The following is an 11,066-nucleotide window of genomic DNA, read 5'->3' as shown; positions in this document are numbered from 1 at the left end:
GTTCCGGCCGGCCGATGACGGCGGCGGTGCCCTCCGGGCCGGTGCCCAGCGGGCCCGCCGTGGCCGGCTCGCCCGCGCGGGCCGCGTCCGGCAGGCGGATCAGAGCGCGCACGCCGGTGGCGCGCACGCCGGTGGCGCGCAGGCCGTCGCGGACGGCGAACTCCGCCCGGCGCGGGCCGAACTCCCCGGTCGCCGCCCGCGGCAGGTGCACGGAGTCCGCGTGGCCGGGCTTCCCGTCGTCGTCGTTCACTTTGCCTCCGTCCGTGATCTCTTGCCGAGCGGGACCGTCGCCCGTCGGGGCAACGCGCCGAGGCCGTCGTGCCGAAGCCGCCCACGACGCGGCCCGGCGCCGCGCCGTTGCGGGCGGCGCGGTCTCAGCCCTTGCGGGACAGGGCCTCGCGGACGGCCTCGTCGGAGCGGGCGATCAGGGCCGTGCCGTCCTCCGCGGTGATGATCGGGCGCTGGATCAGCTTCGGGTGGGCCGCCAGGTGGGCGATCCAGCGGCCCCGCGCGGCGTCGGTCCCCTCGCGCGGCAGGTCACGTACGCCGGTCTCCCGGGCCAGCGGGTCGGAGGTGCGCGTGATGTCCCACGGCTCCAGCCCGAGCCGGCCGAGCACCTCGCGGATCTCGTCCTCGGAGGGCACGTCCTCCAGGTAGCGGCGCACGGTGTAGTCGGCGCCCTCCGCGTCCAGCAGCGTCAGCGCGCCGCGGCACTTGGAACAGGCGGGATTGATCCAGATCTCCATGCCGCCAACCCTAACCAGAGCAGGTCTGGCCAGGGGCTTTTGTCAGTGCTCCCCGGTAAAATCGAAGGAGAACGACAGGAAGCCAACTACCGTTTGGGAGGCTGTAGATGGCCACTGCCACAACCATTCAGCACGTCAAGAAGAAGCCGCTGCCGGCGGGCCTGCCCCGCGAGTGGTACGAGAGCCACAACCGCCGCCTGAAGGCGATGCGGTTGGCGATATCCCTGCTCGACTCGGGGACTTACGACGCCCGGCGCGCCACCAACCGGAAGATCCGGACGATGGCCGTCCGGACGGGCATACACCGGCCCTCCAACGTCACCTGCAAGCTGGTGCGCGCCTTCATCAAGGAGGCGTGAGGAGGCGTCGGGGGGTCGCACGGTCCGTTTCCGGGGGGAAACGCGGCCCGGCCCCCCGTACCGCGGAGCCCGGAGAGCCCGCTGCCGTGGCGCGGCGCCCCGCGCCGGGTTACGGCAGCGGCACCCCGAAGGTCTCGCCCGGGCCGGTGCCGGCCGGGGAGCCCGGACCGGAGACGCCGTCCACCGTCAGCCGTGCGGGCGCCTCGACCGCGACGTGCCCGCCGGTCCCGGCGCCTGCGCCGGTCGCGTCGAGCGGTGCGCCGAGGAAGACGGCGGCCGAGACCAGGCTGAGGGCGGCCGTCGCGGCCGCCGCCGTGGTGATCGCCGCTATCCGCCTGCGGTGCTTGCGCGGTGCGTGCACGGGGGTTCCTCTCCGTGGGATGTGAGCCGAGCACACCATGGAAACCGGGCAAATGGGGCTCTTGTCGTCGTTCGGTCACATGATCGGTACGGCACGGTCATGTCGGCTCCCTGGACGGGGCCGGGCCGGCCCCGTCCAGGGAGAGCAGCAGCAAGGCCACGTCGTCGCGCGGGCCGCCGCCCGTGAAGGCCGCCAGGTCCTGCCACACCGCACGGACCAGGCCGGCCGGCTCCCGTGCGAGCACGGGCACCCGTGCGGCCAGCGGGTAGAAGTGCCCGGTCCGGTCCCGGGCCTCCGTGACCCCGTCGGTGTAGAGCAGCAGCCGGTCCCCGGGCAGCACCCGCAGCTCGACCGCCACCGGCGCGACCGGCCCGGGGAGACCCAGCCCCAGCGGCGGACCCGGCTCCACGGCCACCTCCCGCACCGCCGACCCGCGCAGGAGCAGCGGCGGCGGATGCCCGCACGACACGATCCGTACGAGGTCCAGCCCGGGCGGGAACTCCAGCAGCATCACCGTCGCGAACAGCTCCGGAGGCTCGGCGGAGACGTCCGTCGCGTGCGCGGTGTCCGCGAGCAGCCGCCGGTCCAGCCTGGCCGCCACCGCCGTCGGCTCCGCGTCGTCCAGCACCGCTTCGCGGAAGGCGCCGAGCAGCGCGCCCACGGTGCCGACCGCCGCCAGCCCGTGGCCCTGCACGTCGCCGATCAGTGCCCGTACCCCGTACGGCCCCGCCCGTACGTCGTACAGGTCTCCGCCGACGAGGGTGCCGCGCTGGGCCGCCCGGTAGAGCGCGGAACAGCGCACCGGGCCGACCCGTTCCGGAAGCGGCGGAAGGATGGCGAGCTGCGCCGCCTCCGCCACCGTCCGTACGGTCACCAGCTGGGCGTCGCGGCGCCGCCGGACCCAGGCGATCACCACGCCCAGCAGCCCGACCGCGGCCACGGTGGCCAGGTCCGAGCCCCGGGCGTGCGCGACGCCGATGCTCGGCGCGCCGAGCAGGACCAGGACCACCGCGGCGAAGCAGGCGGTTCCGGCCGGACCGTAGGCGAAGGCGGCCACCGGGGGCAGAGCGGCGAGGAAGTACCCCAACTCCACGTCGCCCGGGGTGAGCGCCTGGGCGAGCACGAGCACGACCAGGGCCGCCGCGGGGGCGATCCGGGTCCAGACCGGCGGCGGCTTCCCCCGCAGCCAGCCGGGCTGCTCGCTTTGGCCTCTCACCCCTCCACCCTGGTACCGGCACCCGGCCCGCGCACCCCGGACCGGGCCGGGTGGCGGCGTCCCGCCCCGGACACGGGCGGCGGTGTGCGGTGGCCGGGTGGGGACCCGAGCGGGGACAGTGGGGGCGTGACGGAAGACGAAGCACCGGGCAGGCCGCCGACGAGGGCGCACATCGAGGCGCACGGCAGCGGCGGCAGAGGCGCGGGCGGCGGCTCGCAGAGCGCCGAGATCAGTACGCGCCTGAACTGGCTGCGCGCGGGGGTGCTCGGTGCCAACGACGGGATCATCTCCACCGCGGGTCTGGTGGTCGGTGTCGCCGGAGCGACCACCTCGCGCTCCGCGATCTTCGCGGCGGGCATCGCCGGGCTGCTGGCGGGCGCGCTGTCGATGGCGGCGGGGGAGTACGTCTCCGTCAGCTCCCAGCGGGACTCCGAGCGGGCCGCGCTCGACCTGGAGAGACGCGAGCTGGCCGAGGAGCCGGAAGCGGAACTCGACGAGCTGACCGATCTGCTCGCGGCCCGGGGACTGAGCCGCGACCTGGCCCGGGAGGCCGCCGAGCAGCTGACGCGGCGGGACGCGCTGCGGGCCCATGCCCGGGTGGAGCTGGGCATCAACCCCGACGAGCTCGCCAACCCCTGGCACGCGGCCCTGGCCAGCCTCGTCGCCTTCACCGTGGGCGCGCTGCTGCCGCTGCTGGCGATCATCCTGCCGGGGCCGTCCGAGCGGGTGCCGGTCACGGTGGTGGCGGTGCTGGCCGCGCTCACGCTGTGCGGGGTGGTGAGCGCGCGGCTCGGCCGGGCGCCGGCGGGGCGGGCGGTCCTGCGAAACGTGGCGGGCGGGGCGCTGGCCATGGCCGTCACGTACGCGGTGGGCACCTGGCTCGGCGCCGCCGGCTGACCCCCGGGGCTCCGCGCACCCCGGCCGGGCCGGTTGGTTCGGTGTGCCGCGGGGCTGGGACTGGCTCGCCCGGGGGCGGTTTCGGCTCGCCCGGGTTGGTTGGTCCGTTCGGGCGGGGTGCGTCGGCGGGGGCGGGGAGTCGCCCCGGCCCGGTTCGGGCCGGGCGGCGGGGGGACCCGGCAGGATGGGGGCATGCGTATCGCGGTCACCGGTTCCACCGGGCTCATCGGCAAGGCCCTCGTACAGTCCCTCCGCGCGGACGGCCACGAGGTGGTCCGTTTCGTACGGCGGGCGCCCGCCGCCGCCGACGAGGCGCGCTGGGACCCGGCCCGGGGCGAGGTGGACCCCGCCGGGCTGGCCGGGTGCTCCGCCGTCGTGCACCTGGCCGGGGCCGGGGTCGGCGAGCACCGCTGGACCGACGCCTACAAGCGGGAGATCCGCGACAGCCGGGTCCTCGGCACCGCCGCCATCGCCCGGGCCACGGCCGCCCTCGACGAGCCGCCGGCCGTACTGGTCAGCGGCTCCGCCATCGGCTACTACGGAGACACCGGCGACCGCGCCGTCGACGAGGAGGCCCCCGCCGGGCGGGGTTTCCTGCCCTCCGTGTGCGTGGAGTGGGAGGCGGCCGCCGAACCCGCCGCCGCGGCGGGCATCCGTACCGTCCACGCCCGTACCGGCCTCGTCGTCGCCCGCGACGGCGGGGCCTGGGGACGGCTGTTCCCGATCTTCCGGGCCGGCGTCGGCGGCCGTCTCGGTACCGGGCGCCAGTACTGGTCGTACCTCTCCCTCCGGGACGAGGTCGCCGCCCTGCGGCACATCATCGACACCCCGGCGCTCTCCGGCCCGGTCAACCTCACCGCCCCCGAACCGGTGACCAACCGGCAGGTGACCGAGGCCATGGGCCGGGTGCTGCGCAGGCCCGCGGTGCTGCCCGTGCCGGCCGTCGCCCTGCGCGTCGCGCTCGGGGAGTTCGCCGAGGACGTGCTCGGCAGCCAGCGGGTACGGCCCGCCCGGCTGCTGGAGTCCGGCTTCGTCTTCCGCGACCCGGGCATCGAGCAGGCGATCCGCGCCGCCCTCTGAACCCCCTGCCCGGCCCACGGCGCCCGCTGCGCCCGCGCCGCCCGCCTCCCCGCCCGCGCGACCGGCAGGTGACCGCCGTGCGACCGTTCGTGACCCGCGTGCGACCGCCGTGCGACCGGAGCTGACCGTAATACCCCAGCCAACTTGGGTTCCGCTGGAGCCGGTTGGGGGAAGGACGGTGAGACACAGCCGCGCCGACCTCGGGGAGGGGCACGTGCTCAGCAGCTCACACCATGCCGCACACCATGCGGACGTCGTCATCGTAGGAGCCGGAGTCTCAGGACTCGCGGCCGCGCAGCACCTGATCGCAGCGGGCGTCACGGTCACCGTCCTGGAGGCCGCGGGCGACCCCGGCGGGCGGATGGCCACCACGTCGGCCGACGGGTTCCGGCTGGACCGGCTCGGCCAGCTGCTCAATACCTCGTACACCGAACTGGCCCGCACCCCGGGCCTGGAGGCCCTGACCCTGCGCCCCTTCGCGCCCGGCGTCCTGGTCCACGCCGACGGCAGACAACTGCGCGCCGGAGCCCTCACCCCGGCCCGCGCCCTGGCCAGCGGCTCCCTCGACCAGGCCCGGCTCAGCGCCGCCCTCGGCCGGCTCGCCGCCCTGCCCGAGGAGAAGCTGCTCGCCCGGCCCGAACGCACCGCGCACCGCGCCCTGCGCTCCCGCGGCCTGCCGCCCCGCACGGTCAACACCGTCCTGCGGCCGCTGCTCGCCGCCCTGCTCCGCGATCCGGACCTCACCACGTCCAGCCGCGTCGCCGACCTGGCCCTGCGCACCTTCGCCCGCGGCCGGCTCGCCGTGCCCGAGGGCGGCGCCGCGACCCTGCCCGGTCTGCTCGCCGCGGCCCTGCCGCCCGGCACCGTGCACACCGGGGTCCGGGTCCGGTCGGTGGCGACGAACCTGGTCACCACCGAGGAACACGGGGAGTTCGGCTGCCGCTCCGTCATCCTGGCCACCGGCGCCCGCGCCGCCGCCGGGCTCCTGCCCGGGCTGCGCGTGCCCGCCTTCCACGAGGTCACCGTTCTGCACCACGCCACGGCCGGACCGCTGCCCTGGGACGGCTCGCTGCTCCTCGACGCCGCCGCCGAGTGGCCCGTCTCCCACACCGCCGTGATGAGCGCGGTCGACCCGACGCGGGCCCCGGCCGGCCGGAGCCTGGTCACCACCACCGTGCTCGGCCCGCCACCACCCCCGCGCACGGTCGCCTCGCGCCTGGCCCGGCTCTACGAGACCCCGACCCGCGCGTGGGAGCTGCTCGCCGTCCACCACACCCCGGAGGCCGTCCCCGCCATGCCCGCGCCGTACGACGCGCGCCGCCCCGTCCGCGTGCTGGCCGGGCTGTACGTCTGCGGGGACCACCGCGACACCAACACCGTCCAGGGCGCCCTGCACTCGGCCCGCCGCGCCGCCACCGCCGTCCTGCGGGACTTCGGCATCCCGCTGCCCGCCGCCCCGGAGCCCGCGCTCCCGGTGGCGGCCTGAGGAACCGCCCCTCCGGGGTCCGCAGCCCGGCCCGGGCTCCGGGCCCCGGAGGGGCGCCGCCGGGTCAGGACAGCGCCGCCACCCGGTCCCGGTACGTCCGTACCGCCGACGCGTCCCGGAACGGCTCCAGGCGCCGCTCGAAGTCCCGTACGTACTCCACCGCGCGCACCGACCGCATCTCGCTCGCCTGCTGCGCCGCCTCCGCCCCCAGCGCGCACGCCTGGTCCAGCTCGCCCAGCCCCAGCCGCGCCGTGGCCAGCACCACCCGGCAGAACAGCCGCGACCGGGCGTACGCCGGTGCCCGCAGCTGCAGGGACCGCTCCGCGTGCTGGGCCGCGGCCCGGTACTGCTGGAGGTCCCGGTGGCAGTGCCCGAACTCGTCCGCCAACTGCGCCTCGTCGTAGCACCGTGCCCAGTGCGGCACGTCGTCCCCCGGCCGCGCCGCGCCGAGCGCCCGCTCGGCCCGCACCAGCGACGCCGTCGCCGCCCTGACCTCGCCGAGGACCGCGTGCCCCCGCGCCTCCGCCGAGTGCAGCAGGGCCTGCACCACCGGCGGCGGCCCCGAGCCGACGCCCTGCTGGGCCACCCGGGCCAGCTGCACCGCCTCCCGGCCGTGGCCGAGGTAGACCGCCTGTCGGCTCATCGTGACCAGCACGTAGGCCCCGTACGGCCGGTCCGCGGCGGCCTGGGCCAGCCGCAGCGCCTGCACGAAGTACCGCTGGGCCAGCCCGTGCGCGGCGATGTCGTACGAGGTCCAGCCCGCGAGCCGGGTCAGGTCGGCGGCGGCGGAGAACAGCCGCCGCCCGGTGGTCTCCCCGTACGTCCCGCGGAGCATGGGCTCGGCCTCGTGCTCCAGGTAGCGCACCAGCGCCTGCCGGGCGTGGCCGCCGCCGTACGCGTGGTCCAGGCTGCGGAACAGCTCGCCCACCGATCTCAGCGCCGCGATGTCGCCGCCGGTCACCCGCTGCCCCGGGCCGCGGTCGATCTGCCGCTGCCGGGGCACCGAGGCCCGCCCCTGGACGGGGACGCGGGCCGCCGCCGCCGGATCCGCGCCGCGGCCCACCCGCTCGTCCGCCCTCCCGATGAGCCAGTCCCGGCTGGGCACCACCAGCCCGGCCGGGGTGAAGGCGATCTTCCGTAGCTCGGCGTGCGAACCGGAGTCCTTGCGCCACAGGCCGGCGGCGATGTCCACGGCCTCCTCGGGGGTGGCGGCGAACTCCAGCCCCGCGTACACGGGCGCGCAGGCGTCCAGCCCCATGTCCTGGGCCGACAGCCGCCGCCCGAGCCGCCGGGTGAAGACCTCGGCGATCAGCGCGGGGGTGGTGCCGCGGGGCTGCTGCCCGCGCAGCCACCGCGTCACGGAGGTCTTGTCGTACCGCAGATCGAGACCGTGCTCCAGACCGAGCTGGTCCACGCGGCGGGCGAGCCCGGCGTTGGAGAACCCGGCCTCCTCGATCAGCGCCGCGAGCTGCCGGTTGGGGACGCGCTGGGCAGGTCGTTCCGTCATCGGCTCCACGGTCTCCTGACGTGACGGACCGGGGTCCCGGCCCTGTGAACGGCGTGAATGTAGCGGCGAACTTCCCCCAGACCGCCCTGTCTGTCCCACATTCATCCGATCGTGTGCAGAATCGGTGGGTCGCTTTACGGACCGCCCCGTTCTCCGGGACCCCGTGCGGGCCGGGGGGCCGGGGCCCTGAGGACGCCCGCACGGGCCGCCGTACCCTTGGCTGGTGCGATACGTGCACACAGCAGGTTCAACGAGGAGGCGCCGCGGTGGCTGAGCTTGGGTTTGTCCATCTGGGCTTCGGACCGGAAGCCGTCGAGTACACCGCGGCCTGGGAGGAGCAGCGCCGGGTGCACGCCGCCCGCTTCGCGGACGAGACCGGCGACACCTGCCTGCTGCTGGAGCACCTGCCGGTCTATACCGCCGGACGGCGCACCGACCCCAGTGAGCGTCCGCTCGACGGCACCCCCGTCGTGGACGTGGACCGCGGCGGCAAGATCACCTGGCACGGCCCCGGCCAGCTCGTCGGCTACCCGATCATGAAGCTGCCCCGCCCGGTGGACGTGGTCGCCCACGTCCGGCGCCTGGAGGACGCGCTGATCCGCACCGCCGCCGACTTCGGGCTGCGGACCACCCGGATCGAGGGCCGCTCCGGCGTGTGGGTGCTCGGCGACCCGGTGGAGGACCGGCCGCTGATCGGCGGGCTCTCGCTCGACTTCGACCCGCGCCTGGAGGACGACGAGTTCGACGCCCGGCTGAACGGCCCCGAGTACGCCCCGTCCAACGCCGGCCAGCGCCGCGAGGACCGCAAACTCGCCGCGATCGGCATCCGGGTCGCCAAGGGCGTCACGATGCACGGGTTCGCCATCAACGTGAACCCCGACAACACCTGGTTCGACCGGATCGTGCCCTGCGGCATCCGGGACGCCGGTGTGACCTCGCTCTCGTACGAACTGGGCCGCGAGATCACCATCGCCGAGGTGCTGCCGGTCATCGAGCGGCACCTGAAGGACGTGCTGGAGCACGCGGAGCCGCGGCCCCGCGCGATCGAGCCGGCGGCGGGCTGACCGCCCGCGGGAATGCGTCCGGCAGCCCCCAGGTTGGCGGAATGAAGAGCGTACGAAATTACGGGCGTACCCTGGTGGGCGCCGAAGAATCGAAGTCACAGGGAGCCGGTCGTGTCCGCAGTCGCACCCGACGGACGCAAGATGCTGCGCCTTGAGGTCCGTAACGCCCAGACGCCCATCGAGCGCAAGCCCGAGTGGATCAAGACCCGGGCGAAGATGGGCCCCGAGTACACCAAGATGCAGGCCCTGGTGAAGGGCGAAGGACTGCACACGGTGTGCCAGGAGGCGGGCTGTCCGAACATCTACGAATGCTGGGAGGACCGCGAGGCCACCTTCCTCATCGGCGGCGACCAGTGCACCCGGCGCTGTGACTTCTGCCAGATCGACACGGGCAAGCCCGAGGCCCTGGACCGGGACGAGCCGCGCCGTGTCGGCGAGTCCGTGGTCACGATGGACCTGAACTACGCCACCATCACCGGCGTCGCCCGCGACGACCTGGCCGACGGCGGCGCCTGGCTGTACGCGGAGACCGTGCGCCAGATCCACGAGCAGACGGCGGGCCGCGCGAGCGGGCACACCAAGGTCGAGCTGCTGGCCCCCGACTTCAACGCGGTCCCGGAGCTGCTGGAGGAGGTCTTCGCCTCCCGTCCCGAGGTCTTCGCGCACAACGTCGAGACCGTGCCGCGCATCTTCAAGCGGATCCGCCCCGGCTTCCGCTACGAGCGCTCGCTCGACGTGATCACCCGGGCCCGCGCCTACGGCCTGATCACCAAGTCGAACCTGATCCTCGGCATGGGCGAGGAGCGCGAAGAGGTCACGCAGGCCCTGAAGGACCTGCACGCGGCCGGCTGCGAGCTCATCACCATCACCCAGTACCTGCGGCCCTCGCCGCGGCACCACCCCGTCGAGCGCTGGGTGAAGCCCGCCGAGTTCGTGGAGCTGGCGAAGGAGGCCGAGGAGATCGGCTTCTCCGGCGTGATGTCCGGGCCGCTGGTCCGGTCCTCGTACCGGGCGGGCCGCCTCTACCAGCAGGCGATGGAGAAGCGCAGCCACGCCGAGGTGTAGGCGACGGCAGGCGGGTGTGACGCGCGCTACCACACGAACCGTGTGAACTCGCGCACAAAGTCTTACCAATGAGTAACACCGCGTCGACGCGGCCCCTAGGCTCTTTTCAGGGAAGAGTGCCCGGCGGGCCGCGTCTGCGTGTTTGCAACGTGTCCATCACATTTGACGGGCTGGTCACGCCCTGGTAACACCAGTCAGTGACGCTGGACCCACGCACCGCAACCGCTCTGCCGACGTGTTTCCGTGAAAGGGATCGCCATCATGCAGGCCGCGCCCGTACGCGCCATCGCCATTCCCTCCTTCACCGACGCCTTCCGGGGCGTCGAGTCCCTGCTCATGAGCGGTGCCCGCCGCAACGCCTGGACGGCCGTCCTGGAGGACCGCCGCAGGGCCAAGGACCGGGTCGAAACCGAACACGTACTTGAGGCCGCGGCTACCCGTACCCCTCGGGCCACGTAAACTCGCCCTATGGCGAGGAAGTCAAACGCAGAGACTGCTGCGAACCCCGGGCGACTGAAGCAGATCGCCCTGACGTACAAGATGACGCGCAAGGCCGACCCGAAGGTCGGTCTGATCGTCGCGGGCGTGGGAATCGTCACCTTCGGTGTCTTTCTCGCGATCGGCTTCCTGATCGGCCACCCGGTCTACCTGGGCATCCTGGGCTTCCTGGTGGCGTTCCTCGGAATGGCGATCATCTTCGGACGACGGGCCGAGCGCGCTGCCTTCGGGCAGATGGAAGGACAGCCGGGCGCGGCCGCGGCCGTACTGGACAACGTGGGACGGGGCTGGACGACCACCCCGGCCATCGCGATGAACAAGAGCCAGGACATCGTCCACCGGGCCGTCGGCAAGGCCGGTGTGGTGCTGATCGGCGAGGGCAACCCCAACCGCGTCAAGCTTCTCCTCGCGAACGAGAAGAAGAAGATGGCCCGGATCATGCCGGACGTGCCGGTGCACGACTTCATCGTGGGCACGGGCGAGAACGAGGTGCCGCTCAAGAAGGTGCGCACCACGCTGCTCAAGCTGCCGCGCGTGCTGGCCGGTCCCCAGATCACCCAGGTCAACGACAAGCTGCGGGCCATGGGCGACCTCATGAGCAACATGCCGCTGCCGAAGGGCCCGATGCCCAAGGGCATGAAGATGCCGCGCGGCGGAAAGATGCGCTGACCGGATCAGCCGCTCACCCGCTTTTCGTATACGACACAGCCGCGGGGGTGAGGCACTGCAAGGTGCCCTGGCCGGCGTCCCCGTCATCATCGGCGCGGTGCCGTTCGGCCTGCTGTTC

General features: G+C 74.2%; 12 protein-coding genes and 1 pseudogene. 8 read left to right on the top strand and 5 right to left on the bottom strand.

Annotated features, from left to right (window positions below; genetic code table 11):
• Nucleotides 1–250, bottom strand: a pseudogene (locus tag ABT106_RS28250) (MarR family transcriptional regulator); the annotation flags it as partial.
• 124 nt (nt 251–374) lie between these two features.
• A complete protein-coding gene (locus tag ABT106_RS28245) occupies nt 375–746 on the bottom strand; it encodes an ArsC/Spx/MgsR family protein (protein WP_351282830.1) in 372 nt (123 codons plus the stop codon).
• Between the two features lie 107 nt (nt 747–853).
• Here ABT106_RS28245 and ABT106_RS28240 point away from each other — a divergent pair, with 107 nt between their 5' ends.
• A complete protein-coding gene (locus tag ABT106_RS28240) occupies nt 854–1,105 on the top strand; it encodes a hypothetical protein (RefSeq protein ID WP_267720795.1) in 252 nt (83 codons plus the stop codon).
• A 109-nt stretch (nt 1,106–1,214) separates the two neighbouring features.
• On the opposite strand, the gene ABT106_RS28235 is transcribed toward ABT106_RS28240, so the two are convergent.
• Both ABT106_RS28235 and ABT106_RS28230 read right to left on the bottom strand, forming a co-directional pair.
• The gene (locus ABT106_RS28235; RefSeq protein ID WP_351282826.1) at nt 1,215–1,466 is read right to left on the bottom strand and encodes a hypothetical protein; all 252 of its coding nucleotides are present in this window, start codon (nt 1,464–1,466) and stop codon (nt 1,215–1,217) included.
• A 97-nt stretch (nt 1,467–1,563) separates the two neighbouring features.
• Nucleotides 1,564–2,682 (bottom strand): SpoIIE family protein phosphatase, encoded by a 1,119-nt coding sequence (locus tag ABT106_RS28230; RefSeq protein ID WP_351282823.1) that lies wholly within the window; start codon nt 2,680–2,682, stop codon nt 1,564–1,566.
• Nucleotides 2,683–2,853: 171 nt separating this feature from the next.
• Between ABT106_RS28230 and ABT106_RS28225 the strand changes: the two genes are divergently transcribed.
• The 3 genes from ABT106_RS28225 (at nt 2,854) to ABT106_RS28215 (ending at nt 6,145) form a co-directional block, all read left to right on the top strand.
• A complete protein-coding gene (locus ABT106_RS28225) occupies nt 2,854–3,579 on the top strand; it encodes a VIT1/CCC1 transporter family protein (protein ID WP_502979504.1) in 726 nt (241 codons plus the stop codon).
• Nucleotides 3,580–3,771: 192 nt separating this feature from the next.
• Entirely contained in the window at nt 3,772–4,659 is an 888-nt protein-coding gene (locus ABT106_RS28220) for a TIGR01777 family oxidoreductase (RefSeq protein ID WP_351282820.1), read from the top strand.
• 178 nt (nt 4,660–4,837) lie between these two features.
• Nucleotides 4,838–6,145: an NAD(P)/FAD-dependent oxidoreductase gene (locus ABT106_RS28215; protein ID WP_502979503.1), complete on the top strand. Its 1,308-nt coding sequence runs from the start codon at nt 4,838–4,840 to the stop codon at nt 6,143–6,145.
• A 64-nt stretch (nt 6,146–6,209) separates the two neighbouring features.
• Here the strand turns inward: ABT106_RS28215 and ABT106_RS28210 are convergent, their stop codons facing one another.
• The gene (locus ABT106_RS28210; protein WP_351282817.1) at nt 6,210–7,652 is read right to left on the bottom strand and encodes an NsdA family TPR-like regulatory protein; all 1,443 of its coding nucleotides are present in this window, start codon (nt 7,650–7,652) and stop codon (nt 6,210–6,212) included.
• 266 nt (nt 7,653–7,918) lie between these two features.
• Here ABT106_RS28210 and lipB point away from each other — a divergent pair, with 266 nt between their 5' ends.
• The 4 genes from lipB (at nt 7,919) to ABT106_RS28190 (ending at nt 10,948) form a co-directional block, all read left to right on the top strand.
• Nucleotides 7,919–8,716, top strand: a complete 798-nt coding sequence (gene lipB / locus ABT106_RS28205) for a lipoyl(octanoyl) transferase LipB (RefSeq protein WP_351282814.1) — start codon at nt 7,919–7,921, stop codon at nt 8,714–8,716.
• Between the two features lie 111 nt (nt 8,717–8,827).
• The gene (lipA, locus tag ABT106_RS28200) at nt 8,828–9,781 is read left to right on the top strand and encodes a lipoyl synthase (RefSeq protein WP_351282811.1); all 954 of its coding nucleotides are present in this window, start codon (nt 8,828–8,830) and stop codon (nt 9,779–9,781) included.
• A 261-nt stretch (nt 9,782–10,042) separates the two neighbouring features.
• Nucleotides 10,043–10,240, top strand: a complete 198-nt coding sequence (locus ABT106_RS28195) for an SCO2195 family GlnR-regulated protein (RefSeq protein ID WP_267721010.1) — start codon at nt 10,043–10,045, stop codon at nt 10,238–10,240.
• 9 nt (nt 10,241–10,249) lie between these two features.
• On the top strand, nt 10,250–10,948 hold the full coding sequence (locus tag ABT106_RS28190; protein ID WP_267720805.1) for a DUF4191 domain-containing protein: 699 nt from the start codon (nt 10,250–10,252) through the stop codon (nt 10,946–10,948).
• Nucleotides 10,949–11,066: the final 118 nt, after the last annotated feature.

The sequence above is a fragment of the Streptomyces sp. NPDC002044 genome, assembly GCF_040296725.1.
Taxonomy (GTDB): Bacteria; Actinomycetota; Actinomycetes; order Streptomycetales; family Streptomycetaceae; genus Streptomyces; species Streptomyces antarcticus.
The sequence above is the reverse complement of the archived record's forward strand: the minus strand, read 5'-3'. Positions and strand labels throughout refer to the sequence as shown.